The organism is Modestobacter sp. SYSU DS0511 (genome assembly GCF_054050755.1).
In genome coordinates this window covers 14,124-39,347 of the sequence record NZ_JBJGZY010000029.1, presented here as the reverse complement: position 1 = coordinate 39,347, position 25,224 = coordinate 14,124, and the positions used below count along the sequence as shown (strand labels likewise).

Annotated in this window: 21 protein-coding genes and 1 tRNA gene; 15 read left to right on the top strand and 7 right to left on the bottom strand. The window is 74.9% G+C overall.

The annotated features are described in order from the left end of the window. The first annotated feature begins 69 nt into the window (after nt 1-69). The 4 genes from mfd (at nt 70) to ACI783_RS14605 (ending at nt 7,116) form a co-directional block, all read left to right on the top strand. On the top strand, nt 70-3,627 hold the full coding sequence (gene mfd, locus ACI783_RS14620) for a transcription-repair coupling factor (RefSeq protein ID WP_457141113.1): 3,558 nt from the start codon (nt 70-72) through the stop codon (nt 3,625-3,627). Between the two features lie 157 nt (nt 3,628-3,784). Next, nucleotides 3,785-4,768 (top strand): peptidylprolyl isomerase, encoded by a 984-nt coding sequence (locus ACI783_RS14615; RefSeq protein WP_457141112.1) that lies wholly within the window; start codon nt 3,785-3,787, stop codon nt 4,766-4,768. A 4-nt stretch (nt 4,769-4,772) separates the two neighbouring features. After that, on the top strand, nt 4,773-5,714 hold the full coding sequence (locus ACI783_RS14610; protein ID WP_457141111.1) for a MazG family protein: 942 nt from the start codon (nt 4,773-4,775) through the stop codon (nt 5,712-5,714). A gap of 79 nt (nt 5,715-5,793) precedes the next feature. Continuing rightward, a complete protein-coding gene (locus ACI783_RS14605; protein WP_457141110.1) occupies nt 5,794-7,116 on the top strand; it encodes a mechanosensitive ion channel family protein in 1,323 nt (440 codons plus the stop codon). Nucleotides 7,117-7,141: 25 nt separating this feature from the next. Here the strand turns inward: ACI783_RS14605 and ACI783_RS14600 are convergent, their stop codons facing one another. Then, nucleotides 7,142-8,107 (bottom strand): hypothetical protein, encoded by a 966-nt coding sequence (locus tag ACI783_RS14600; protein WP_457141109.1) that lies wholly within the window; start codon nt 8,105-8,107, stop codon nt 7,142-7,144. 113 nt (nt 8,108-8,220) lie between these two features. Here ACI783_RS14600 and eno point away from each other — a divergent pair, with 113 nt between their 5' ends. From eno to ACI783_RS14580, 4 genes are all read left to right on the top strand, one after another. Beyond that, a complete protein-coding gene (eno, locus tag ACI783_RS14595) occupies nt 8,221-9,501 on the top strand; it encodes a phosphopyruvate hydratase (RefSeq protein ID WP_457081604.1) in 1,281 nt (426 codons plus the stop codon). A 7-nt stretch (nt 9,502-9,508) separates the two neighbouring features. Continuing rightward, nucleotides 9,509-10,057: an FtsB family cell division protein gene (locus ACI783_RS14590; RefSeq protein WP_457141108.1), complete on the top strand. Its 549-nt coding sequence runs from the start codon at nt 9,509-9,511 to the stop codon at nt 10,055-10,057. Nucleotides 10,058-10,165: 108 nt separating this feature from the next. Then, a complete protein-coding gene (locus ACI783_RS14585; RefSeq protein ID WP_457141107.1) occupies nt 10,166-10,705 on the top strand; it encodes a DUF501 domain-containing protein in 540 nt (179 codons plus the stop codon). Further along, nucleotides 10,702-11,661 (top strand): Ppx/GppA phosphatase family protein, encoded by a 960-nt coding sequence (locus ACI783_RS14580; RefSeq protein ID WP_457141106.1) that lies wholly within the window; start codon nt 10,702-10,704, stop codon nt 11,659-11,661. The genes ACI783_RS14585 and ACI783_RS14580 overlap by 4 nt, the downstream gene beginning before the upstream one ends. A gap of 31 nt (nt 11,662-11,692) precedes the next feature. Here ACI783_RS14580 and ACI783_RS14575 read toward each other — a convergent pair whose 3' ends face one another. Continuing rightward, entirely contained in the window at nt 11,693-12,007 is a 315-nt protein-coding gene (locus ACI783_RS14575) for a DUF4235 domain-containing protein (protein WP_457084742.1), read from the bottom strand. A gap of 63 nt (nt 12,008-12,070) precedes the next feature. On the opposite strand from ACI783_RS14575, the gene ACI783_RS14570 reads away from it, so the two are divergent. The 3 genes from ACI783_RS14570 (at nt 12,071) to ACI783_RS14560 (ending at nt 13,871) form a co-directional block, all read left to right on the top strand. Continuing rightward, on the top strand, nt 12,071-12,832 hold the full coding sequence (locus ACI783_RS14570) for a uracil-DNA glycosylase (protein WP_457141105.1): 762 nt from the start codon (nt 12,071-12,073) through the stop codon (nt 12,830-12,832). Between the two features lie 45 nt (nt 12,833-12,877). Next, a tRNA-Leu gene (locus tag ACI783_RS14565) sits at nt 12,878-12,951 on the top strand. A 107-nt stretch (nt 12,952-13,058) separates the two neighbouring features. Then, the gene (locus tag ACI783_RS14560) at nt 13,059-13,871 is read left to right on the top strand and encodes a Bax inhibitor-1/YccA family protein (RefSeq protein ID WP_457141104.1); all 813 of its coding nucleotides are present in this window, start codon (nt 13,059-13,061) and stop codon (nt 13,869-13,871) included. Nucleotides 13,872-13,965: 94 nt separating this feature from the next. On the opposite strand, the gene ACI783_RS14555 is transcribed toward ACI783_RS14560, so the two are convergent. Both ACI783_RS14555 and ACI783_RS14550 read right to left on the bottom strand, forming a co-directional pair. Continuing rightward, nucleotides 13,966-15,186, bottom strand: a complete 1,221-nt coding sequence (locus ACI783_RS14555) for an acetyl-CoA C-acetyltransferase (protein WP_457141103.1) — start codon at nt 15,184-15,186, stop codon at nt 13,966-13,968. A gap of 99 nt (nt 15,187-15,285) precedes the next feature. Continuing rightward, on the bottom strand, nt 15,286-16,302 hold the full coding sequence (locus tag ACI783_RS14550) for an SGNH/GDSL hydrolase family protein (RefSeq protein WP_457141102.1): 1,017 nt from the start codon (nt 16,300-16,302) through the stop codon (nt 15,286-15,288). 85 nt (nt 16,303-16,387) lie between these two features. Here ACI783_RS14550 and ACI783_RS14545 point away from each other — a divergent pair, with 85 nt between their 5' ends. Then, on the top strand, nt 16,388-17,740 hold the full coding sequence (locus ACI783_RS14545; RefSeq protein ID WP_457141101.1) for a DUF2252 domain-containing protein: 1,353 nt from the start codon (nt 16,388-16,390) through the stop codon (nt 17,738-17,740). 22 nt (nt 17,741-17,762) lie between these two features. Here the strand turns inward: ACI783_RS14545 and ACI783_RS14540 are convergent, their stop codons facing one another. From ACI783_RS14540 to ACI783_RS14530, 3 genes are all read right to left on the bottom strand, one after another. Then, nucleotides 17,763-18,227, bottom strand: coding sequence for a GNAT family N-acetyltransferase (locus ACI783_RS14540; RefSeq protein ID WP_457141100.1), 465 nt, complete (start codon nt 18,225-18,227; stop codon nt 17,763-17,765). Nucleotides 18,228-18,357: 130 nt separating this feature from the next. Next, a complete protein-coding gene (locus tag ACI783_RS14535) occupies nt 18,358-20,376 on the bottom strand; it encodes a VWA domain-containing protein (protein WP_457141099.1) in 2,019 nt (672 codons plus the stop codon). A 2-nt stretch (nt 20,377-20,378) separates the two neighbouring features. After that, nucleotides 20,379-21,845: a sigma 54-interacting transcriptional regulator gene (locus tag ACI783_RS14530; RefSeq protein ID WP_457141098.1), complete on the bottom strand. Its 1,467-nt coding sequence runs from the start codon at nt 21,843-21,845 to the stop codon at nt 20,379-20,381. A 78-nt stretch (nt 21,846-21,923) separates the two neighbouring features. Here ACI783_RS14530 and ilvA point away from each other — a divergent pair, with 78 nt between their 5' ends. The 3 genes from ilvA (at nt 21,924) to ACI783_RS14515 (ending at nt 25,154) form a co-directional block, all read left to right on the top strand. After that, a complete protein-coding gene (gene ilvA, locus ACI783_RS14525) occupies nt 21,924-23,150 on the top strand; it encodes a threonine ammonia-lyase (protein WP_457141097.1) in 1,227 nt (408 codons plus the stop codon). 178 nt (nt 23,151-23,328) lie between these two features. Continuing rightward, the gene (locus ACI783_RS14520; protein ID WP_457141096.1) at nt 23,329-24,345 is read left to right on the top strand and encodes an ATP-binding cassette domain-containing protein; all 1,017 of its coding nucleotides are present in this window, start codon (nt 23,329-23,331) and stop codon (nt 24,343-24,345) included. Next, nucleotides 24,342-25,154: an ABC transporter permease gene (locus tag ACI783_RS14515; RefSeq protein WP_457141095.1), complete on the top strand. Its 813-nt coding sequence runs from the start codon at nt 24,342-24,344 to the stop codon at nt 25,152-25,154. Before ACI783_RS14520 ends, ACI783_RS14515 begins: the two co-directional genes overlap by 4 nt. Nucleotides 25,155-25,224 lie beyond the last annotated feature (70 nt).

The window sequence follows — 25,224 nt, the reverse complement described above, 5'->3', positions numbered from 1 at the left end:
ACCGGGACTAACCTGGACGCCGGCCCTCGCGCGCACCCGCGCGCACCGTCTGGCCACCAGCCTCCAGGAGTGACCCCCGTGAGCTTGCGCGGCGTGCTCGACGTCGTCCTGACCGACGCCGGACTGTCCTCGGTCGTGAGCCGGGCCGGCTCCGCCGAGCTGGCGGTCACCGCCCCGCCGGCGGTGCAGCCGCTGGTCGCCGCCGCGCTCGCCGCGGACCGGCCGGGTGCCGGGGTGCCGGTGCTCGTGGTCACCGCGGGGGAGCGCGACGCGGACGCCGCCGCGGCGGTGCTCCGCTGCTTCGTGCCCGACCGCCGGGTCGAGGTCTTCCCCGCCTGGGAGACGCTGCCGCACGAGCGGCTCAGCCCCCGCGCGGACACCGTCGGCCGGCGCCTGGCCGTGCTGCGGGACCTCACCCACCCCGGGGAGAACGGCACGATCGACGTGCTCGTCGCCCCGGTGCGCAGCGTGCTGCAGCCGCTGGCCCCCGGCCTGGGCGACCTGGTGCCGGTCGAGCTGGCACCCGGGCAGACCGCCGAGCTGGACGACGTCGCCCGGGCGCTGGCCGACGCCGCCTACACCCGGGTCGAGCTGGTGGAGAAGCGCGGCGAGTTCGCCGTCCGCGGTGGCCTGCTCGACGTCTTCCCACCCACCGAGCCGCACCCGGTGCGGGTGGAGTTCTGGGGCGACGAGGTCGACGAGCTGCGGTACTTCTCCGCCGCCGACCAGCGTTCGCTGGACGAGCGGCCCGACCGGCTGTGGGCCCCGCCGTGCCGGGAGCTGCTGCTCACCGACGAGGTCCGCGCCCGCGCCGCGCAGCTGGCCGTCGACCACCCGGAGCTGGCCGAGGTGGCCGGCAAGCTGGCCGAGGGCATCGCCGTGGAGGGCATGGAGTCGCTGACCCCGGCGCTGATCGGCGACTCCCGGATGGAGCTGCTGACCGACCTGGTCGCCCGTGGTACGCACGTGCTGGTCCTCGACCCCGAGCGGGTGCGCAGCCGCGCGGCGGACCTGGTGCGCACCGCGGAGGAGTTCCTCGCCGCGTCCTGGCAGACCGCGGCCGAGGCCGGGCAGGCGCCGATCGACCTGGGGGCGTCGTCCTTCCGGGACCTGGAGGACGTCGCCGGCGCCGCCCGCGGCCGGGGGCTGCCCTGGTGGACGACGGGCGTGTTCACCCTGCAGCCGGACGACGACGCCGCGCAGGTGACGCTGGACGCCACCGGCGTCGAGCGGTTCCACGGCGACCAGGAGCGCGCCTTCGACCAGTTCCGCCGCTGGGGCCGCGACGGCTGGCGCACGGTGCTCACCTTCGCCGGGCCGGGCCCCGCGCAGCGCGCCGCGGACCAGCTCACCGAGGCCGACCTGGGCGCCCGGCTGGTGCCCGGCATCGAGACCGCCCCCGAGGCGGGCGTGCCCTTCGTCACCCAGGGCAACCTGGAGGCGGGGTTCGCCTTCCCATCGGTGGGCCTGGCGTTGGTCACCGAGGGCGACCTCACCGGCCAGCGCGGCACGAGCATGCGCGACGCGACCAAGATGCCGGCCCGGCGGCGCAACGCCGTGGACCTGGTGCAGCTGCAGCCCGGCGACCTGGTGGTGCACGAGCAGCACGGCATCGGCCGGTACGTGGAGATGGTCAGCCGCACCGTGCACGGCGGGCAGCGCGACTACCTGATCGTCGAGTACGCCCCGGGCAAGCGGAACCAGCCACCGGACCGGCTGTTCGTGCCCACCGACTCCCTGGACCAGCTCACCCGCTACGTCGGCGGGGAGGCCCCGGCGCTGTCCAAGCTGGGCGGCGCCGACTGGACCAAGACCAAGAACCAGGCGCGCAAGGCGGTCAAGCAGATCGCCGCGGAGCTGATCCGGCTCTACTCCGCCCGGATGGCGACCAAGGGCCACGCCTTCGGCCCGGACACCGTCTGGCAGCGTGAGCTGGAGGACGCCTTCCCGTTCCAGGAGACCCCTGACCAGCTCGCCGCCATCGACGAGGTCAAGGCGGACATGATGAACCCGGTCCCGATGGACCGGATCATCTGCGGCGACGTGGGCTACGGGAAGACCGAGATCGCCGTCCGGGCCGCGTTCAAGGCCGTGCAGGACGGCAAGCAGGTCGCCGTCCTGGTGCCGACCACGCTGCTGGCCAACCAGCACTTCAAGACCTTCGCCGAGCGGTTCGCCCAGTTCCCGGTGACGGTCGCCGTGCTCTCCCGCTTCCAGTCGACGGCGGAGTCGAACGAGACGCTGCGCAAGCTGGCCGACGGGGAGATCGACGTGCTGGTCGGCACCCACCGGCTGCTGCAGCCCACCACCCGGTTCAAGGAGCTGGGCCTGGTGATCGTCGACGAGGAGCAGCGCTTCGGCGTCGAGCACAAGGAGTACCTGAAGACGATGCGGACGGCGGTCGACGTGCTGTCGATGTCCGCGACGCCGATCCCGCGCACGCTGGAGATGTCGCTGACCGGCATCCGCGAGATGTCGACGATCCTCACCCCGCCGGAGGAGCGGCACCCGGTGCTGACCTACGTGGGCGCCTGGGACGACAAGCAGATGGCCGCGGCGATCCGCCGGGAGCTGCTGCGCGACGGCCAGGTGTTCGTGATCCACAACCGGGTGCAGTCGATCGACAAGGCAGCGGCGAAGATCCGCACGCTCGTGCCCGAGGCCCGGGTGGCGGTCGGCCACGGGCAGATGAAGGAGCACGAGCTCGAGAAGATCATGGTCGGCTTCTGGGAGAAGGAGTACGACGTCCTGGTCGCCACCACGATCGTCGAGTCGGGCCTGGACATCCCCAACGCCAACACCCTGATCGTCGACCGGGCCGACACCTTCGGCCTCTCCCAGCTGCACCAGATCCGCGGCCGGGTGGGCCGGGGCCGGGAGCGGGCCTACGCCTACTTCACCTACGACCCGTCGCGCCCGCTGACCGAGACCTCGGTCGACCGGCTGACCACGATCGCGCACAACACCGACCTCGGCGCCGGCATGGCGGTGGCGATGAAGGACCTGGAGATCCGCGGCTCGGGCAACCTGCTCGGCGGGGAGCAGTCCGGGCACATCGCCGGGGTCGGCTTCGACCTCTACGTCCGGCTGGTCGGCGAGGCGGTCACCGACTACCGGGCGCAGGCGACCGGGGAGGCCCCGCCGGTGGAGCCGGCGGAGGTCCGCGTCGACCTGCCGGTCGACGCCCACCTGCCGCACGACTACGTGCCGGGGGAGCGGCTGCGGATGGAGGCCTACCGCAAGGTCGCGAGCGTGCAGGACGACGACCAGGCGCAGGCCGTGCTCGACGAGCTCACCGACCGGTACGGCGCGGCACCGGCCCCGGTGCTCAACCTGCTCGCGGTGGCCAGGTTCCGCGCCGCCATGCGGCGGCTCGGCGTCACCGAGGTGTCGATGCAGGGGCGCAACATCCGGGTCGGCCCGGTCGACCTGCGGGAGTCGCAGGTGATGAAGCTGTCCCGCCTCGCCGAGGGGGCCACCTACAAGGAGGCGGTCCGCACCGTGTCGATCAAGGTGCCGGTGGGCCCGGACCGGCGCACCCCGCTGCGCGACGTGGCGCTGCTGGAGAAGCTGCACGCGCTGCTGTCGGCCGTGGTCGAGCCGCCGCTGGCCGTCGCCGCCTCCTGACCCCTCGGCCGTCCCCGGGATCAGGTCAGCTGATCGTGCGTGCTCCTGGCTCACCTCCCGGCGTGAGCCAGGAGCACCGCAGCTGAGCTGAGCTGATCGTGGGCCACGCCCGCGCGGAGGGCGACGCAGGTCACACCGCTGTGGGACGCTGCCGCCCGTGACGCCCCGCAGAGCCCTGGCCGCGCTCGCCGCCGCGCTGGTCGCGGTCGCCCCGCTGGCCGGCTGCCGCACCGCACCGACGGTGGCCGCCTACGTCGGCGAGGACCGGATCGGTGTCGCGGAGCTGGACGACGCCGTCGACGAGCGGCTGGCCGACCCGGCGATCGCCGACCACGCCGCGGGCGAGCGGGTGGACTACACGCGGCAGGTGCTGAGCCTGCGCATCGACGAGCAGGTGCACGCGGAGGCGGCCCGACGGCTCGGCGTTCAGGTCACCGACGCCGAGGTGCGCGACCGGATCGCCGCGCTGCTCGGTGGCAGCGACCCCGATGCCGTGTACGCCCAGGTGGCCAGGGAGCAGGGTGCGACCCGGGAGGACGTGTTCCAGAGCGTGCGGCAGGAGCTGCTGCGCCCGCGGCTCGCCGACGCGGCGGGGCGGGTGGACCTCTCCGAGACCGCGCTGCGGGCCCGCTACGAGCAGCTGCGCCCCCAGCTGCAGCAGGTGGCCGTCGGCTTCGTCACCGTGCCCGACCAGGTCACCGCCGACGCGGTGCTCGCCCGGCTGGTCGCCGACCCGGCCGGCTACCCGGCGGTGGCCGCGGAGTTCCCCGGGCAGGCCACGCTGCCGCAGCTCCAGACCACCAGCCCCGACCAGCTGGCCGGGCCGCTGGCCGAGGCGTTCGCCGCGACACCTGCCGGGCAGGGCTTCGCGCTGCCGATCCCGGAGGCCGGCGGGGTGGTCGTCGGGTTCGTCGCCGCCCGCACCGAGCCCACCTTCGCCGAGGTCCGGGACCAGCTGGCCGCGCAGGCGGCGCAGGAGGCCGGCGAGGTCGGCGCCGCGCTGGTCGCCGAGGTGCGCGACGACCTGGACCCGGTGGTCAACCCCCGCTACGGCGTGCTCGAGGACGCCCGCGTCGTCACCCTCACCGACGGCGTCGTCCAGCTCCCGGCCGACGGCGCGGCGGTGGCTGCCGGAGACTGAGCGGGTGCCGATCGCCCTGCTGGTCACCGTCAGCCCCCGCCTGCCCGGACTGCTCGCCCCCGCCGGCTGGCGGGCGGTCACCACCGCACCACTCGTCCTCGCCCTGCCCGGGGCGGCGGCCACCGCCGCCGCGCTGCGCGCGGAGGGCGCGCCGGTCACCGACGTCGCCGACCCGGCCGAGGCGGCGGGCGCGGCCGCCCCGGTGCCGGACACCGTCCTGCTGGCCACCCCGGAGGAGGCCGCCGGCTGGGAGGTCGTGCCGCGGGTCGCCGGCGCGCCCGAGCCGCCCGGCGCCCGGCTGCTGGACGTCGTCGCCGTGATGGACCGGCTGCGCTCGCCCGGCGGCTGCCCGTGGGACGCCGAGCAGACCCACGCCTCCCTGCGCGGCTACCTGCTGGAGGAGGCGCACGAGGCCTACGACGCGATCGTCGACGAGGACCCGGTCGCCATGCGCGAGGAGCTCGGCGACGTGCTGCTCCAGGTGGCCTTCCACGCCCGGGTGGCCGCCGAGGCGCCCGGGGAGCGGCGCTTCGACGTCGACGACGTCGCCGCCGAGCTGGTCGACAAGCTGGTGCGCCGGCACCCGCACGTGTTCGCCGACGCGGGCCCCCGGGACGTGGCGCAGGTCGAGGCCGGGTGGGACGAGATCAAGAAGACCGAGAAGCAGCGGCGCTCACCCACCGAGGGCGTCTCCCGATCGCAGCCGGCGACCTCCTGGGGCGCGGCGCTGGCCGGGCGGGCCGAGCGGGCCGGGTTGCCCACCCCGCCGGCCGGGGAGCTGGCCGCCCGGGACGCCGAGGAGCTCGGCACCCTGCTGCTGGGGCTGGTGGTCGCCGCCCGACGGCGTGGCTGGGACGCCGAGGACGCGCTGCGCGCCGCCGTCCGCCGGTACGCCGACGAGCTGGACGCCGCGGCCGCCCGGGCGGCGGCGCACCCAGGAGGGTGAGGGCACGAGGCGCGCCCGGGGCGGAAAGCCCTAGCGTGGAGGGCCGGCCGAGTCCACGTCCGCGAAGGAGCCGCCCCGCGTGCCCACGACACTGCTCGCTGCCGACGACGGCACGGTGACCGAGGCGCTGCCGACCAGCACCTGGCTGCTGCTCGTCGTCGTCGTCGGCGCCGCCCTGGTCGCCTGGCTGACCGCCCTCGTCGTCGGGGTGGTGATCACCCGGTTCGCCCGCCGCTCGCCGGCGCTGGCCGACCTGTCCCGCCGCGGCCGCCGGCCCTTCCGGCTGTTCTGCGTGCTGCTCGCGATCACCGTGGTGCTGGACGCGGCGCCCGGGGTGGGCGACTGGCGGGACGTCGTCGTCCGGGCGCTCGGGCTGGCGCTGATCGCCGTCGCCGCGTGGCTGGTCGCCGCCGGCGCGTTCGTGCTCGAGGACCTGGCGCTGGCCCGCTACGACGTCGACGTCGTGGACAACCGGCACGCCCGCCGGGTGCGCACCCAGGTCACCCTCGTCCGCCGGCTCACCGTGGCGTTGATCGCCGTCCTCGCGGTCGCCGGGATGCTGCTGACCTTCCCCTCCGCCCGGGCCGCCGGCACCAGCATCCTGGCCAGCGCCGGTCTGCTGTCCGTCGTCGCCGGTCTGGCCGCGCAGACCTCGCTGGCCAACGTCTTCGCCGGGATGCAGCTGGCGTTCACCGACGCGATCCGGGTCGACGACGTGGTGGTCATCGAGGACGAGTGGGGCCGGATCGAGGAGATCACGCTGACCTACGTCGTCGTGCACATCTGGGACGACCGCCGGCTGGTGCTGCCCTCCACCTACTTCACCACCACCCCGTTCCAGAACTGGACCCGCAAGGAGTCCGCCGTCCTGGGCTCGGTGGAGCTCGACGTCGACTGGACCGTGCCGTTCGAGGAGATGCGCACCGAGCTGGTCCGGCTGGTCGAGCACAACGAGTTGTGGGACGGCCGGGTGCAGGTGCTGCAGGTGACCGACGCCGTCGGGTCGGTCGTGCGGGTGCGGGTGCTGGTCAGCGCCAAGGACGGCCCGACCCTGTTCGACCTGCGCTGCCACGTGCGCGAGGGCCTGGTCGGCTGGCTGCAGCGCGAGCACCCCGACGGCCTGCCCCGGGTGCGGTACGAGGGCGTCGCCGGCCACCTGACCCCGGCGCCGGCCGCCCGCCCGCCCGCGGCGCCCCGGCCGGCACCGACCCGGCCCGTGCCGCAGCCGGTCGACGACGGCGAGCGCCCCGCGCCGGCACCGGGGCCGCAGACCGGGCTGTTCACCGGCAGCGTCGAGGCCCTCGAGCGATCCCGGGCGTTCACCGGGCCGAGCGAGGAGGAGCTGGCCGAGCGCGCCCGGGAGGACGCCGAGTCGTCCGAGTGGCGCCCGACCGGCGAGTGACCGGGCCGGGGGCCCAGCGGTCGGCTCAGCCGGCCCGGGTGGCGCGCGGGTCGGACCCCAGCAGCTGGGGGAGCCAGAACAGCACGGCGGCGGAGACCGCCGTCGCCAGCACGGAGCCCTCCACGCCGCTGCCCATCACGTAGGCCCACAGCAGGCCCACGCCGGGGGCACCGAAGGGCAGCGCGGCGTCGGCCCGCGCCTGCCGGAGCAGGCCGACGTCGCCGGCCGCCGGGTCGACGGGGGCCGGACGCAGCTCACCGCGCGGGGGTCGGCGGTGCAGCCACCCCGAGGGCCACAGCTCGGTGCCGTCGAGGACCGGCAGCACCAGCCGGTCGCGGGCCGGGTCGCCGCGCACCTCGACGGGGGTGTCGGGGACCAGCCGGTCCAGCTCGGGGGCCCAGTGCACCGGCAGCCAGCGCAGCCCGGCGGTCGTGGACAGCTCCAGCCAGCTGCGCACCAGCAGGCCCTGCCGCAGCACCAGGTGCGTGGCGGTCACCCGGGTGGCGGGGTGGCGGCGCAACCGGGGCCGGCCGAGCAGTCGGCCGGCGGTCAGCCCGGCGGCGACCAGGACCACGAGGGCCACCACGACCAGCCCGAAGACCACCTCGGCCAGCGCGGCGGAGGCGGCGTCGCCGTCGGCGTGCACCGGCACCGGCCCGTCGTCCGCCAGGGCATCCGTGTCGTACCGGACGGTGACCTGGGCACCCACCGGCACGTCCTGCGGCTCGGGCAGCTCCAGCCGACCGGTCAGCTCCGTGCCCCCGGGACCGGGGAAGCGCAGCACGAGGCCCCGCCCCTCGGGCGGCGCGCCGGCACCGGTGACCGTGGCGACCACTGTCGCGTCGGCGGCGGCCAGCGGCGCCCGCAGCTCGGTCAGGCGCAGCGCCAGCAGCACCAGCACCGCGGCCCCGACGACGAGCACCGGTACCAGGCCCAGCAGCAGCTGGCGGCCGGCCCGCCGGTGCGGACGCGGCATCGCGGGAGCGCTCATCGGCGTCATGCTCCCAGGCGTCGGCGCGCGACCGGCGCCGATCCCCGGCCCGGCCCCGGTCCCCGCGGCGCGGGTGCGCACCTCCACCGGAGCGGCTGGCTAGGCTGCTGCACGTGGCCAGCATCGACGCAGTAGGCGCGCGGGAGATCCTCGACTCGCGCGGTAACCCGACCGTGGAGGTCGAGGTCGCCCTCGACGACGGCACGATCACCCGTGCCGCGGTCCCGAGCGGCGCCTCCACCGGCGCATTCGAGGCGGTGGAGCTCCGCGACGGCGGCGACCGCTACAACGGCAAGGGCGTGACCAAGGCCGTCGACAACGTGCTCGACGTCATCGGCCCCGAGCTCGTCGGCTACGACGCCGCCGAGCAGCGGCTGGTCGACCAGCGCCTGCTCGACCTCGACGGCACCCCCAACAAGGAGCGGCTGGGCGCCAACGCCATCCTCGGCGTGAGCCTCGCGGTCGCCAAGGCCGCGGCCGAGTCCGCCGGGCTGCCGCTGTTCCGCTACGTCGGCGGCCCCTCGGCGCACCTGCTGCCGGTGCCGATGATGAACATCCTCAACGGTGGCGCCCACGCCGACAGCAACGTCGACGTCCAGGAGTTCATGATCGCCCCGATCGGCGCGGCGACCTTCGCCGAGGCGCTCGCCGTGGGCACGGAGACCTACCACGCGCTGAAGTCGGTGCTGAAGAAGCGCGGCCTGGCCACCGGGCTGGGCGACGAGGGCGGCTTCGCCCCCGACCTGCCGAGCAACCGGGACGCCCTGGACCTGATCGCCGAAGCGGTGGAGAAGGCCGGCTACACCGTCGGCACCGACATCGCCTTCGCCCTCGACGTCGCCGCGACCGAGTTCCACAGCGACGCCGGGTATGCCTTCGAGGGCAAGACCCTCTCGGCCGACCAGCTCGTCGAGTACTACCGCGGCCTGGTCGACGCCTACCCGGTCGTCTCGATCGAGGACCCGCTGTCCGAGGAGGACTGGGCCGGCTGGGTGGCCATGACCGAGGCCCTCGGCGACCGCGTGCAGATCGTCGGCGACGACCTGTTCGTCACCAACCCCGCGCGCCTGGCCGACGGCATCGAGAAGGGCGCGGCGAACGCCCTGCTGGTCAAGGTCAACCAGATCGGCACGCTGACCGAGACCCTCGACGCGGTCAACCTCGCCCACCGCAACGGCTACCGCTCGATGATGAGCCACCGCTCCGGCGAGACCGAGGACACCACGATCGCCGACCTCGCCGTCGCCACCGACTGCGGGCAGATCAAGACCGGTGCCCCGGCCCGCAGCGAGCGCGTGGCCAAGTACAACCAGCTGCTCCGCATCGAGGAGGAGCTCGACGACGCCGCCCGGTACGCCGGCGCCGCCGCCTTCCCGCGGCTGGCCCGCAGCTGACGACGCCGTGAGCACCGCCCGCACCCGCCGCGGTCGGCCCGGTGGCGCTCGCCGCCGGGCCTCCTCGCGGCCGGTGCGGGCGGCTGCGCGCAGCAGCGGCGGCAGCCGGCCCGGACGGCGCAGCACGCGCAGCCCGGCCCGTGCCGCCCCTTCGCGCCGTGGCCCCCGGGTCACCGGCCGGGCCGTGCTGCTCGGCGCTCTCGTGCTGCTGCTCGCGCTCACCCTGGCCGGCCCGCTGCGCCAGTACGTGGCCGGCCGCCAGGAACTGGCCGAGCTCGCGGCCGAGCACGACGCGCTCACCACCCGCGCCGAGCAGCTGCAGGCTCAGCTCGACCGCCAGGCCGACCCCGCCTACATCGCCCAGCGGGCCCGCGAGCGGCTCACCTACGTGCTCCCCGGCGACCGCCTGGTGATCGTCGGGGACGCCGGCGACCCGGGAGACTCTGCCGACGCCCCCGTCCAGGCGCCGCGCCAGGGCGACCGCGTGCCCTGGTACGAGGGCCTGCTCGGCTCGGTCGCGGCGGCCGACGGAGACCCCGCGGCAGCCGGCGGGTAGCCCTGCCGCAACAGAACGATCCCCGCCTCCCCACCCTTCGCGCGCTCAGGGTGGTGCCCGGGAGGGGGCCGTGACGGGACGGTCGGGGCGCTGCCGCAGACTCGTGGGGTGTCCACACCCGAGCCGGCGCCGCTGTCCCCGCCCGTGACGGCCGAGGACCGCGCGGTCGTCGCGCGCCAGCTCGGCCGGCCCCCGCGCGCCCTGGTCGGCGTCGCCCACCGCTGCCCCTGCGGCCAGCCCGACGTGGTGGAGACCTCGCCGCGGCTGGAGGACGGCACGCCGTTCCCCACGCTGTACTACCTGACCTGCCCGCGGGCCAGTGCCGCCGCGAGCCGGCTGGAGTCGGCCGGCCGGATGAAGGAGTGGCAGGCCGAGCTCGGCACCGATCCGGACCTGGCCGCCGGCTACCAGGCCGCGCACGAGTCGTACCTGGCCACGCGCGACGCCCGCGACGTGCTGCCCACCCGGGCCACCGCCGGCGGGATGCCCGACCGGGTCAAGTGCCTGCACGCCCTGGCCGGCCACGCGCTGGCCGCCGGGCCGGGCGTGAACCCGATCGGCGACCGCGCGGTCGCCGAGATGGGGGAGTGGTGGGCCGCCGGCCGCTGTGCCGCTCCCAGCCCGACCGACCCGGAGGACGTGCGATGACACGGGTGGCTGCCATCGACTGCGGTACCAACTCGATCCGGCTGCTGGTCGCCGACGTGCCGCCGGAGGGTGCGCACACCGACCTGCTCCGGCGGATGGAGGTGGTCCGCCTCGGCCAGGGCGTGGACGCCACCGGCCGGCTCGCCCCGGAGGCGATCGAGCGCACCCGCCGGGTGCTCGCCGAGTACGCCGCGCAGGCCCGGGAGCTGGGCGCCGAGCGGGTGCGGATGGTGGCCACCAGCGCCACGCGGGACGCCGCCAACCGGGCGGACTTCGAGCAGATGGTGCTGACCACGCTCGGGCAGCTGCCCGACGTCGTCCCCGGGGTCGAGGAGGCGGAGCTCTCCTACCTGGGGGCCACCGCGTCGCTCGCCGCCGCGGCGGCCGCGCACGGTTCCGCCGCGCCGCGCCCGCCGTTCCTGGTCGTGGACATCGGCGGCGGGTCGACCGAGTTCGTGCTCGGCGACGCCGGCGGCGTGCGGGCGGCCCGGTCGGTGGACGTGGGCTGCGTGCGGCTCACCGAGCGGCACCTGCACGGCGATCCGCCCCCGCCGGACGAGGTGCAGGGCGCCGAGGCCGACGTCCGGGCGGCGCTGGACCTGGTGCGGGCGTCGGTGCCGGTGCAGGAGGCGGTCACGCTGGTCGGGCTGGCCGGGTCGGTGACCACAGTGGCGGCGCTCGCCCTCGAGCTGCCCGGCTACGACCCGGACGCGATCCACGGGTCACGGATCCCGGTCGGCGCCGTCCGCTCGGTCACCGCCGGGCTGTTGTCGGCCACCCGGGCGCGCCGGGCCGCCTCCCCGGTGATGCACCCCGGCCGGGTCGACGTGATCGGCGCGGGTTCGCTCGTGCTGCGGGTGATCATGGACGCGCTCGACTTCGACGAGGTCGTGGTCAGCGAGCACGACATCCTCGACGGCATCGCCCTGCGCCTCGCCCGCCCGCCCCAGGCATAGGAGGCCTGGGGCGGGTGCGGAGGGTCCTTCCTCAGGCGCTGCCGGCGTTGATGCCCGGCGGCAGCTCGCCGGTCAGCTTCTGGTAGAGGGCCGTGGCGCCGCGATTGCCCAGCAGCCGACCGAGGGCGACCATCACCCCGGAGACGGCGGCCCAGCCCAGTGCGTCACCCCAGCTGACGCCCGGTGCAGCCGGGTTCTTCGGCGGCGGGCCGCCCCGGGTCTTGCTCCAGGCCGCGGTGATCAGCTTCCGCGACAGGATCCCCGCGGGGATGGCCAGGCTCGCGCCGAGGAGCTTGTACAGCAGCGGCGGCTTGGGCGGCTGGGGGGCTTTCTGCTTCTTGGCCATGGGTGGATCATCCCGCCCGGCCCGGTGGTCCGCCGCTCCGGGCATCGGTGGTGGACTGTCCGGGTGGCACGCGACCTCGACGGCTACCCGGTGACCCGCACCCCCGCGGGGGTGCGCCGCGGCGCGGGCGCCACCCGCGAACTGGCCGTGCTGGACGAGCGGATCTCCGGCTGCCGGGCCTGCTCCCGGCTGGTCGCCTGGCGCGAGGACGTCGCGGCCACCAAACGGGCGTCGTTCCGGCACGAGGACTACTGGGGCCGGCCGGTCCCCGGTCTCGGCCCGGACGACGCCCGGATCGCCGTCGTCGGGCTGGCCCCGGCCGCGCACGGGGGCAACCGGACCGGCCGGGTCTTCACCGGCGACCGCAGCGGCGACTGGATCTTCGCCGCGCTCTGGCGGGCCGGGCTCGCCAACCAGCCGACGTCGGTCGCCAGGGACGACGGCCTGGAGCTCACCGACGTGCGGGTGGCTGCCGCCGTCCGTTGCGCGCCGCCGGCCAACGCCCCGACGCCGGAGGAGCGGGACACCTGCTCCCCGTGGCTGGCCCGCGAGCTGGCGCTGCTGCCCCGGCTGCGGGTGGTCGTGGTGCTCGGCGGCTTCGGCTGGACCGCGCTGTGGCCGGTGCTCGCCGAGGCCGGGTACGCGATCCCGCGGCCACGCCCCGCCTTCGGGCACGGCGCCGAGGTCACGCTCACCGGCCCGCGCGGTCCGCTCACCCTGCTGGGCAGCTACCACGTCAGCCAGCAGAACACCTTCACCGGCAAGCTCACCGAGCCGATGCTCGACGCCGTCCTGAGCCGCGCCACCGACCTGGCCGCGGGGTGACGGTGCGGCCAGCGGGCTAGGGTCCCGCCCAGCCGCAGCAGGTGAGCCCCCGTAGCCCAATCGGCAGAGGCAGGCCCCTTAAAAGGGTCCCAGTGTCGGTTCGAACCCGACCGGGGGCACCCCGTGACAGGGTGGGAACTAGCCGGCGCCCGATGGCGTTGGACCAGGCAGTGTGGGGTGCGAAGCTGCACCTCACGGCCCGACCAGTCACCTCGAGGAGATGACGATGCCCAGCAGCAACCCGGCCTTCCGGGGATTCCCGGCGGCCGGTACCGGCCAGAACGCCGGCTGGGGTGCAGGCCCGCAGCAGACCTACGGCGGAGCACCCACCCAGCACGACCCCTACTCCGCGCCATCGCCGTACGCGGCGACCGGTCGCGCCTACATGACGATGGACGACGTCGTCACCAAGACCGGCCTCAGCTTCCTGGTCACGGTGGTCTCCGCGGCCATCACGTGGACGATGGTCCCCGACGGGCTGGCCATGGGCCTGGCCCTGCCGGCGGTCCTCATCGCCCTCGTCCTGGGCCTGGTCATCGCGTTCAAGCAGATCGCCAGCCCGGTCGCGACGCTGTCCTACGGTGCGCTCTACGGTGTCGCCCTCGGTGCCATCAGCGAGGTCTTCAACGCCCAGTACAGCGGCATCGTGACGCAGGCCCTCGTCGGCACCTTCGGTGTCTTCGCCGGGATGCTGTTCGCCTACAAGACCGGCGCCATCCGGGTCACCCCGAAGCTGACCCGCTGGATCGTCGGCGCGCTCTTCGGTGTCCTGGCGCTGATCATCGTCAACCTGGTCGCCAGCTTCTTCACGCCCGGCGGGCTGGGGCTGCGCGACGGTGGCCCGATCGCCATCATCTTCAGCCTGGTCGTGATCGGTGTGGCGGCGTTCTCGCTGCTGCTCGACTTCGACATGGCCGACGAGGCGATCCGCCGCGGCGTGGAGCCGAAGTTCGCCTGGTACATCGCCTTCGGCCTGCTGATCACGGTCATCTGGCTGTACCTGGAGATCCTGCGTCTGCTCAGCTACTTCCGCGAGTGAGCTGACAGCACCACCTGTGGCCCGGTCCCCGCGAGGGGGCCGGGCCACAGTGCGTTCCGGGGCAGTGCGGCGCTGGCCCCGACAGCCTCGGGCCTCAGCTGAGGCGCTCGACCACCATCGCCATGCCCTGGCCGCCGCCGACGCACATCGTCTCCAGCCCGAACTGGCCGTCGCGGGCGCGCAGCCCGTTGAGCAGCGTGGTGGTGATCCGGGCGCCGGTCATGCCGAACGGGTGGCCGACGGCGATCGCCCCGCCGTGCACGTTCAGCCGGTCGATGTCGATGCCCAGGTCGCGGTAGCTGGGGATGACCTGCGCGGCGAACGCCTCGTTGATCTCCACCAGGTCCATGTCCGAGATCGACATCCCCGCCCGTGCCAGCGCCTGCTGGGTGGCCTCCACGGGGCCGTACCCCATGATCTCCGGCGAGAGCCCGGTGACGCCGGTGGAGACGATCCGGGCCAGCGGGGTGATGCCGAGGTCCTGTGCCTTGCGGTCGCTCATGATCACCAGGGCGGCGGCGCCGTCGTTGAGCGGGCAGGCGTTGCCGGCGGTGACCCGGCCGTCGGGGCGGAACACCGGCTTCAGGGAGCTGATGCCCTCCAGGGTGGTGCCGGCGCGGGGGCCGTCGTCGGCGGAGACCACCGTGCCGTCGGGCAGCGTCACCGGGGTGATCTCCCGGGCCCAGAAGCCGTCGGCGATCGCCTGCTCGGCGAGGTTCTGGCTGCGGACGGCGAACTCGTCCATCTCCTGCCGGGAGACGTCCTTGAGCAGCGCTAGGTTCTCCGCGGTCTGCCCCATCGCGATGTAGGCGTCGGGCAGCTCGCCGTCCTCGCGGGGGTCGTGCCAGGACTCCGCGCCGCTCTCGGCGGTCTTCGCGACCCGGGCCTTGGCGTCGGCGAACACCGGGTTCTCGGTGTCCGGGATGGCGTCGGAGCTGCCCTTCACGAAACGGGAGACCATCTCCACCCCGGCGGAGACGAACACGTCGCCCTCCCCGGCCCGGATCGCGTGCAGCGCCATCCGGGTGGTCTGCAGGGAGGACGAGCAGTACCGGGTGACCGTCGTCCCGGGCAGGTGGTCCATGCCCATCAGCACCGCGACGATGCGGCCCATGTTGAAGCCCTGCTCACCGCCGGGCAGGCCGCAGCCGAGCATCAGGTCGTCGATGTCGGTCGGGTCCAGCTGCGGCACCTGGTCCAGGGCCGCGCGGACGATGGTCGCGGTCAGGTCGTCCGGGCGCAGGTCCTTCAGCGACCCCTTGAAGGCACGGCCGATCGGGGACCGGGCGGCGGCGACGATGACGGCTTCGGGCATGGGTCCTCCACATTGAGGATCGCCACCACGGGCGGCGACGGACGTCGGGTCGCCCCCGAACCTACTCCCGAGTAGGACGCGGTGAGCCCGGACCGGTGGTCAGGAGCCGACCGTCTCGCGGGCCTCGTCGGCCTGCGCCGAGGTGGGCATCTCCGGCGGGCGCCGGCGGCGCAGCCGCGCCCACGGCCCGCGCGGCCCGGTCTCCTCGCCGCGCACCTCGGTCGGCTGGACCTCGGTGCCCGGGCGTCCAGCGGCCCGGGCAGCGGCCTGGGCGATCGGCCGGACGCTGTCCCGGCGCAGTCGCAGGCCCCGGTCGGCCGCGGCCGGCCAGACGCCCACCGCGTCGGCGACCGAGGGCAGGATCACCGAGGCAGCGGCGGCGTACCCGGCGGCCGACGGGTGGAACTCGTCGATGCTGAACAGCGTCCGGTCGCTGGCGAACGACGGGCCGAGGACCGAACCGAGGGAGACGGTGCGGCCGCCCTCGGCGACGACGGCGATCGTCTGCGCCGCGGCCAGCTGGCGGCTCCAGCGCCGGGCGAGCAGGCGCAGCGGCTGCGCGATCGGCCGGATGGTGCCCAGGTCCGGGCAGGTGGCGACGACGACCTGGCAGCCGGCGCCCACCAGGGCCCGCACCGCCTCGGCCAGGTGGCGCACCGAGACGGCCGGCTTGGTCCGGCTGGTGACGTCGTTGGCGCCGATCATGATCAGCGCGACGTCGGGCTTGTCGGTGAGCGCCTGCTCGACCTGCGCGGCGAGGTCCCGGGAGACGGCGCCGGAGACGGCGACCCGGACCAGCCGGACCGGCCGCTCGGCGAGCTCGGCCAGGGCTGCGGCGATCAGCACCCCGGGGGTCTCCGCGGCGCGGTGCACGCCGAGGCCGACCGCGCTGGAGTCGCCGAGGACGGTGAACACCAGCGGCTTGCCGCGGCCTCGGCCGTAGACGCCGTTGCCGGTGGGCGGGTCGGCCTTCGCCGTCCGGGCGACGACCCTCTTGCGGGCGGAGCGGGCCTCCTGGCGCAGCAGCGTGACCAGGCCGGCGCCGGCGAGCCCGATGCCCCCGCCGCCGTAGGCCGCGCCGGTCGCCAGCCGTCGCGCCCTGCTCGCTCGCGTCACCTGGCCCGTCCTCTCGTCCCGCTCCGCGGTCGCGTCGTGCACCGGAGCACTGATCAGCAGGCTAACCACCCCTTACGGTGCATCCGTGGCCGCCCGAGCTGACCTCACCCCAGCAGACCAGACCAGGCAGCAGCAGATCGTCGACGTCCTGGTCGACGCCTTCGCCCCGCTCATGGCGGCCGACGCGGACGCCTTCCGGACGAAGTTCCGAAAGATGGCGGCCGACCCCTTCGCCTTCTACCGCGGCTCGGCCTGCCTGTTCTACGCGGACATGGCGACGCTGGAGGACCGCTGGTGTGACGAGCGGACGTCGCGGGTGTGGATCCAGGGTGACCTGCACGCAGAGAACTTCGGCACGTACATGGACGGATCCGGCCGAATCGTGTTCGACGTCAACGACTTCGACGAGGCCTACCTCGGGCACGTCAGCTGGGACCTGCGCCGGTTCGCGGCCAGCTTCGCCCTGCTGTGCTGGCGCAAGGCCCTCGCCGACGACGTCATCGGCGAGCTGCTGGCCGGGTACCTCGGCAGCTGGCTGGACCAGGTCGAGGCGTTCACCCACTCCGACTCCGACCGGCTCTTCGCCCTGACCCGGCACAACACCCGCGGGGCGGTGCGCGAGGTGATCCTGCGGACGACGACGCGCACCCGGATCGAGCTGCTCGACCGGCTGACCGCGGTCGAGGGGTACGAGCGCCGCTTCGCCGACCTGCCGCGCAACCGCCGGCTCGACGACGACGAGCGCGCCGAGGTGCTGCGCGCCCTGGACCGGTGGCAGCAGACGGTGCACCCGACGCGCCGCCGGCGGGACGTGGCCTACGAGGTGAAGGACCTCGTCGGCACCGGCGGGTTCGGGATCGGCAGCGCCGGACTGCCCGCCTACAACGTGCTCATCGAGGGCTACGACGAGGCGCTGGAGAACGACGTCGTCCTCTCGATCAAGCAGGGCAACGTGGCCGCGCCCAGCCGGGTGGTCCGCGACCCCGAGGTCAGCGGCTACTTCGAGCACCACGGCCACCGCACCGCGGTCAGCCAGCGGGCGCTGCAGGCCAACGCCTCACAGTTCCTGGGGCACACCGAGATCGGCGGGGTGGGCTTCGTCGTCCAGGAGCTGTCGGCCTACGAGACCGACCTGGAGTGGGACGAGCTGACCGAGCCCGAGGAGATCGCCCCGGTGCTCGACCAGCTGGGCCGGGCGACGGCGAAGCTGCACTGCGTCGGCGACGCCGACAGCGACCACACCCTGGTGCCGTTCCAGACCGAGGAGGCGATCACCGCGCTGATCGGCGGGCGGCGGGCGGAGTTCGTCGCCGATCTGGTCGAGTTCGCCCACGGGTACGCGCGGCGCACCCAGGAGGACCACCGGTTGTTCGTCGACGCCTTCCGGGCCGGGCTGATCCCGGGGATCAGCTCCAGCGGGGCGCACCCGGTCCGCTGACCCGGCTCGCGGACCGCGCCGATCAGCGGATCGGCAGCTCGATGAGCATGCCGCGGTGCGGGCCGACCGGCCGCAGGTCGTACTCCTCGGTGACCGTGGTGAAGCCGATCCGCTCGTAGAAGCCGACGGCGGCGGCGCGGGCGTCGCACCAGACCAGGTCGCCGCCGCGGGCGGCGACCCGCACCAGCCCCTCGGCGACCAGCGCCCGGCCCGCGCCGAGCCCGCGCACCCGGGGGTCGGTGGCCATGCCGCGCAGCTGCCAGGAGCCCTCGCCCTCGCGCCACGGGCAGTCCCGGGGGTGGAAGCGGACCACGCCGACGATCTCGCCGCCGTCGATCCGTGCCGCCAGGTGGATCGTGTACGGGGCGTCGTCCTCGTCGATCTCCACCGGTCGGCCCTGGCGGAGCTCCTGGGCGCGCAGCGGGTAGGTGGCGGCCGCCTCCACCTGCTCGATGGTGATCGTCCCCGACGTCGTCTCGGTGGTCACGGCAACAGTTTCCCCCACGCGCCCCGGGTCCGCGGTCCGGTTCGCCGCGCCGCTCGTGGCGACCTGGCCCGGCACGGTCCTGCCGCACCGACACGGGTGCGGGAAGGAGGGGACAGCGGGGTCCTTCAGCTCACCGGGATCGTCGCCCCCTCCGGGCGCGCAGGTAGTCGGCGACGACGTACTCGCCGAGCCGCTCGGTGTCGGGGGAGAAGACCCGTCCGCCCGCCCGGGCGGTGATGTCGTGCACGAACTCGACCAGCCCGGGCTCGGGGTCGAGGGCGAAGACGTTCAGCGTCGCCCCCGAGCGGGCCACCCGCTCCACCTCGGCGACGGTGCGGGCGATCGTCTCCGGCATCGGCGGCCAGCAGAAGTACGGCGTGCCGTCGTCCTCGAGGTGCGCGGTGGGCTCGCCGTCGGTGACCACCAGGACCACCGGCTCGGCGTCCCGGTGCCGGGCCAGGAACCGCCGGGCCAGCATGAGCCCGTGCTGCAGGTTGGTGCCCTGCAGGGTGTCCACCGACAGCTCGGCCAGGGTCTCCGGGCGGAGCACCTGGGCGGTGGAGGAGAAGCCGATGATCTCGATGGCGTCCTGCGGGAACTGCGTGGTCACCAGGGAGTGCAGCGCCATCGCCGTCGACTTGGCCGCGCCCCAGGTGCCGCGCAGCGCCATCGAGTAGGAGAGGTCGACCAGCAGGGCCACCGCGGCACCGGTGCGCCGCTCGGTCTCCACCACCTCGAAGTCCTCGACGGCGATCTGCACCCGCCGGTGGGCCGTCGGGGCGGTGGGTGGGACAGCAGCGGCCCGGGGCGTGCCGGCGCTGCGCAGCACGGCGTTGCGCACCGTGCGGACGACGTCCAGCGGCTGCTCGTCGCCGAACCGCCACTCCCGCGAGCTCCCGGTCAGCTCGCCGGCGGCCCCCGCGTCGGCGACGTCGTGCTCCCCGCGGCCGGTCGCCGACAGCTGGGCGAACACCCGGCGCAGCGCCGTGGCCCCCAGCCGGCGCACCGCCTTGGGGGAGAGCTCCAGGCGCCCCTCGCTGCGGTTGAGGTAGCCCTGCCGCTCGAGCTCGCGTTCCAGCTGCCGCAACGCCTGCAGGTCGTCGACGGCCGAGCGGCCCAGCGCCTGCTCCAGCAGTTCCTCGTCGATGTCGGCCAGCGAGGCGCCGGCGTAGCCCTGGGACAGCTGCTGGGAGAGCGCCTCCAGGTCGGCCAGCTCGGCGACCGCCGTGGTCGCGTCGCCCAGGCCCAGCCCCCGCTCGCCGTCGGGCACCGGGCCGCGCTGCCCCCACGGCAGGTCGGGCCGGGCCTGGCGCAGCGCGTCGTTGAGGTGGGCCATCTCGCTCTGCAGGCCGAGGTCGCCCATCGCCTGGCCCATCAGGTCCTGCAGCTCGGCGCGCTGCTCGGGGGAGAGGCCGGCCATCATCCGCTCCTGGGCGGCGGCGCGGCGGGCGAGGGAGTCGATCAGCTCCTCCACCGACTGCGGGTCGTCGGGGAAGAACTGGCCGTGCCGGTCCATGAAGTCGGTGAACCGCTGGTCGGTGTCCTCGCCCCGGTTGTGCGCGTCGACCAGCGCGGAGAGGTCGGCGACCATGTCCTTGACCGCCTGCATGGCGGCGCCGTCGCCGTCGGCCATCGCCTGCAGGGCCTGCTTCATCCCGGCGAAGGAGCTGTCCAGCACCTCCTGGCGGAGCAGGTCCTCGATCTGCTGGTAGGCCTGCGCGGCCTCCGGCGAGCGCCAGGCGTGGTCCTTGAGCGCGCGGACGGCACCGGCGGTGTCCGGCGGGAGGGCGTCCAGCTCGGCCTCGGCCAGCCGGGCGGCGTCGTCCGGGTCGGGGAACAGCGCGCGCCGCTCGGCCTCGACCGCGGAGTCCAGCAGCTCGCGGACCTGCTCCAGCGTGCCGTCCATCCGCCCGGCCTGCCGCGCCTGGCGCAGCCGGTCGCGGACGTTGCGGCGCAGCGCGTCCAGCCCGCGGCGCCCGTCGGCGCCCCGGCGCAGCAGGTCGCGCAGCGCCTCCCGGACGCCGCTGCCGGCCAGCACCTGGTCGCCGATCTCGTCGACGGCCGAGGCGACGTCGTAGGGCGGCGCGAGCGGATCGGGCCCGCCGCGCCACTGGCCGTACCGGTAGCCCCTCGGGCGACGCCCAGCCACGGTCAGGCCCCGTACACGGTGCGGCCGCCGTCGGTGTCCTTGGCCAGCCGGCGGGTCAGGTAGAGCCCCTCGAGGGCGAACTCGACCGCGGCCGCCGCCTGCTCGGCCGACTCCTCACCCTCCGGCACCCCGAGCCGGCCCAGCAGCTGCGCCAGGTTCGGCACGGTGCCCAGCTGGCCCAGCAGGGCCGCCGCCGGCACCAGGTCACCGGACTCGACGGTGTCCCCGCCGGTGAAGTGCTCCTGCAGGCCGGTGAGGTCCAGCCCGCCGCAGCGGGCCCGGAACGTCTGCGCGGTGGCCTGGCGCAGCAGGTGCTCGAGCACCTCCAGGTCGCGCTCGTCGTCGGGGTCGCTGCCGGCGTCGGCGAACTCGACCTTGCCCCGGCTGGCCGGGACGATGCTGGGCAGGTCGACCACCCGGGCCACCGGGCGGGTCTCCCCGGCCACCGCGGCCCGGCGGACGGCGGAGGCGGCCACGGTCTCCAACCCGGCGATGGCGAACCGGGCGCTCACCCCGGAGCGCTGGTCGACGTGGCTGGACTCGCGGACCAGCCGGGTGAACCGGGCGACGATCTCCACCAGGTGCTCGGGCACGACCGGGGCGCCCAGGGCCTCTCCGCCCAGCCAGCCGGTCTGCGCCTCCTGGTGCAGCAGCCGCACCTCGTCGGCGAGCTCGATCGGGTAGTGGGTGCGCACCTCGGCGCCGAACCGGTCCTTGAGCGGGGTGATGATCCGCCCGCGGTTGGTGTAGTCCTCGGGGTTGGCGCTGGCCACCAGCAGCAGGTCCAGCGGCAGCCGCACGCGGTAGCCGCGGATCTGGATGTCCCGCTCCTCCAGCACGTTGAGCAACGCGACCTGGATCCGCTCGGCCAGGTCGGGCAGCTCGTTGACGCTGAATATGCCGCGGTTGGTGCGCGGCACCAGGCCGTAGTGCACCGTCTCCGGGTCGCCCAGCGTGCGGCCCTCGGCCACCTTGATCGGGTCGACGTCGCCGATCAGGTCGCCGACGCTGGTGTCGGGGGTGGCCAGCTTCTCGCCGAACCGCTCGCTGCGGTGCAGCCAGCCGACCGGTGTCTCGTCGCCGTGCTCGGCGACCTGCCGGTGACCCCAGACGCTGATCGGGGCCAGCGGGTGCTCGTTGAGCTCGCTGCCGACCAGCACCGGCGTCCACTCGTCGAGCAGGCCGACCAGGGTGCGGATCAGCCGGGTCTTGCCCTGGCCGCGCTCACCGAGGAGCACCAGGTCGTGCCCGGCGATCAGCGCCCGCTCGACCTCGGGGACGACGGTGTCCTCGAACCCGACGATGCCGGGGAGAGAGGGCTGCCCGGCGCCCAGCCGGGCGAGCAGGTTGTCGCGGAGCTCGGCCTTGACCGGCTTGGCGGTGGCCCCGCGAGCGCGGAGCTCGCCGAGCGTCGTGGGAGCGGGGGGAGTCGGGACCTGAGCGGTTCCCAGCGGTGCGGCGTCCGTCACCTCGACCACGGTACGACGGGGATGCGACAGCCGGGTGGTTCCCCGTCCCGGCCGGTGCCGGCTGCGAGGATCGCCGCCGTGACGGTCCCCGGTGCAGTGCCCCTGGTCAGCGGAGCCGACGTCGAGGTGGCCGCCCGGCTGCTGGACGGCGTGGTCCGGCGCACGCCGCTGGAGCACTCCCGCGCGCTGGCCGATCGGGTCGGGGGTCCCGTGTGGCTGAAGTGCGAGAACCTGCAGCGCACCGGCTCGTTCAAGATGCGCGGTGCCTACACCCGGATCTCCCGGCTCAGCGAGGCGGAGCGCGCCCTGGGCGTGGTCGCCGCCAGCGCCGGCAACCACGCCCAGGGGGTCGCGCTGGCCGCCCGCGAGCTGGGCGCGACGGCGACGGTGTTCATGCCGGTGTCCGCGCCGCTGCCCAAGGTCGCCGCCACCCGCGGCTACGGGGCCGACGCCCGGCTGGGCGGCGCCACGCTGACCGACGCGATCGCCGCTGCGCTCGTCCACGCCGAGGAGACCGGCAAGGTCTTCATCCACCCCTTCGACCACCCCGACGTGATCGCCGGGCAGGGCACCGTCGGGCTCGAGCTGCTCGACCAGTGCCCGGACGTGGCCACCGTGGTGGTCTGCACCGGCGGGGGCGGGTTGGTCTCCGGCATCGCCGCGGCGGTGAAGGCCCGCCGCCCCGACGTCCGGGTGGTCGCCGTCCAGGCGGCCGGCGCGGCCGCGTTCCCCGCCTCGCTGGCGGCCGGGGCGCCGGTGCCGCTGACCTCGATGAGCACGATGGCCGACGGCATCGCCGTCGGTGCACCCGGTGACCTCACCCTGGCGCACGTCGCCGGCCTGGTCGACGAGGTGCGCACGGTCACCGAGGGCGACCTGTCCCGGGCGCTGCTGTTCTGCTTGGAGCGGGCCAAGCTCGTCGTCGAGCCGGCGGGGGTGGCGGCCGTCGCCGCGCTGCTGGCCGACCCGGGGGCGTTCGCCGCGCCCGTGGTCGCGGTGGTCTCCGGCGGCAACATCGACCCGGTGCTGATGATGAAGGTGGTCCAGCACGGCATGGCCGCCGCCGGCCGGTACCTCTCGCTGCGGGTGCAGGTGCCCGACCGGCCGGGGTCGCTGGCCGCCCTGCTGCACGAGCTGGCGGGGCTGGCGGCCAACGTGCTGTCGGTGGAGCACGAGCGGACGACGGCGCGGCTGGACCTGGGCGAGGTCGAGGTCGCGGTGCACCTGGAGACCCGGGGCCCCGACCACGCGGCCGAGGTGCTCGGCGCGCTCGCCGCGGCCGGGTACGCCCCGCGCACCGACTGACCGCCCCGGGGCTCGTCGGGGCACCGATGAGTTCCGCGGACGGCCCCGGTCCGACCCGGTGGGCCGTCGACGCGGTCCGTCACGGACCGCCGTCGTCTGGAGGGACCACCGTGCACGTCGCTGAGCCCGGAGCGAAAACCGATCGGATCTGTCGTACGCCCGCCCTACGGTCGCGGGCATGAGCAACGCCATCGTGGTCGAGGGGCTCGTCAAGCGGTTCGGCGAGCACACTGCGCTCGGTGGGGTCGACCTCACCGTGTCCGAGGGCACCGTCCTCGGGCTGCTCGGGCCCAACGGGGCCGGCAAGACCACCGTCGTCCGGGTGCTGAGCACGCTGCTGCGCCCCGACGGCGGCCGCGCGGAGGTGGCCGGGCTCGACGTCGCGACCCAGGCCGACCAGGTCCGCGCCACCATCGGCCTGACCGGTCAGTACGCCGCGGTCGACGAGTACCTCACCGGCCGGGAGAACCTGGAGATGGTGGGCCGGCTGTACCGGCTCGGCGGCCGGGAGGCCCGGTCGCGCGCCGGCCAGCTGCTGGAGCGGTTCGACCTGACCGACGCGGCGAACCGCCCGGCGAAGACCTACTCCGGGGGCATGCGCCGCCGGCTGGACATCGCGGCCTCGCTGATCGCCCGGCCGAAGGTGCTCTTCCTCGACGAGCCGACCACCGGGCTCGACCCGCGCAGCCGGCTGGGCATGTGGGAGTTCATCGGCGACCTGGTCGGGGAGGGCACGACCATCCTGCTCACCACGCAGTACCTGGAGGAGGCCGACCGGCTCGCCGACCGGATGGTGGTCATCGACCGGGGGCAGGTGATCGCCCGCGGCACGGCCGACGAGCTGAAGGCGCAGGTGGGCGGCGAGCGGCTGGAGCTCACCGTCGCCGCGGCCGAGCAGCTGGACACCGCCGCCGACTGCCTCACCCCGCTGGCCGCCGGCGAGCTGCACCGCGACCCGCAGACCCGCCGGCTCACCGTGCCGGTCACCGGCGGCACCGGCACCCTCGCCGAGGCGCTGCGCCGGCTCGACGCCGGCGCCGTCCGCGTGCTCGACGTCGGGCTGCGCCGCCCCGACCTGGACGACGTCTTCCTGACCCTGACCGGGCACGCCGCCGAGGACGACGCGCGGCCCGCCGACCCGACCGAGGCCGACGGCGAGCGCCCGCTGGCCCGCAGCGGAGGAGCAACCCGATGAGCGCCCTGGCCGCGACCGCCTCCGACAGCTGGACGATCACCAAGCGCAACCTGATCAAGGTCAAGCGGGTGCCCGACCTGATCGTCTTCGCGACGCTGTCGCCGATCATGTTCGTGCTGCTGTTCCGCTACGTCTTCGGCGGCGCGATCGGGGGCAGCCTGCCCTCGGAGATCAGCTACGCGGAGTTCCTGCTGCCCGGGATCTTCGCCCAGACGGTGGTGTTCGGTGCCACGGTCACCGGCGCGAGCATCGCCGAGGACCTGCAGAAGGGGCTGATCGACCGGTTCCGCTCGCTGCCGATGTCCCGCTCGGCGGTGCTCATCGGCCGCACCGTCGCCGACCTGGGGCTGAACGCCATCTCGATCGCGGTGATGGCGCTGACCGGCCTCGTGGTCGGCTGGCGGATCAACACCTCGGTGGGGGAGGCGATCGCCGGCTTCCTGGTGCTCCTGCTGTTCGCCTTCGCGGTCAGCTGGGTGATGGCGCTGGTCGGGCTGCTGGTCCGCACCCCCGAGGTCGTCAACAACGCCAGCTTCATCGTGATCTTCCCGGCGACGTTCGTGGCGATCACCTTCGTGCCGCTGGAGGCCTTCCCCTCGGTGCTCCGCCCGATCGCCGAGTGGAACCCGGTCTCCGCCGTGGTGCAGGCCTCCCGCGAGCTGTTCGGCAACTCCGTCCCGGGCTTCCCGGCCACCGACGCCTGGTCGCTGGAGAACCCGGTGCTCTACACGGTCATCTGGATGGTCGTGCTGCTGGCGGTGTTCGTCCCGCTGGCCGTGCGGCAGTACCTGCGCACCTCCACCCGCTGAGAAGGGCCTCCCCGCCCCCCACCGCCCGCACGCTCGCGGCGGGCCCCTGCAGGGAGGCCGGGGCCGGCGG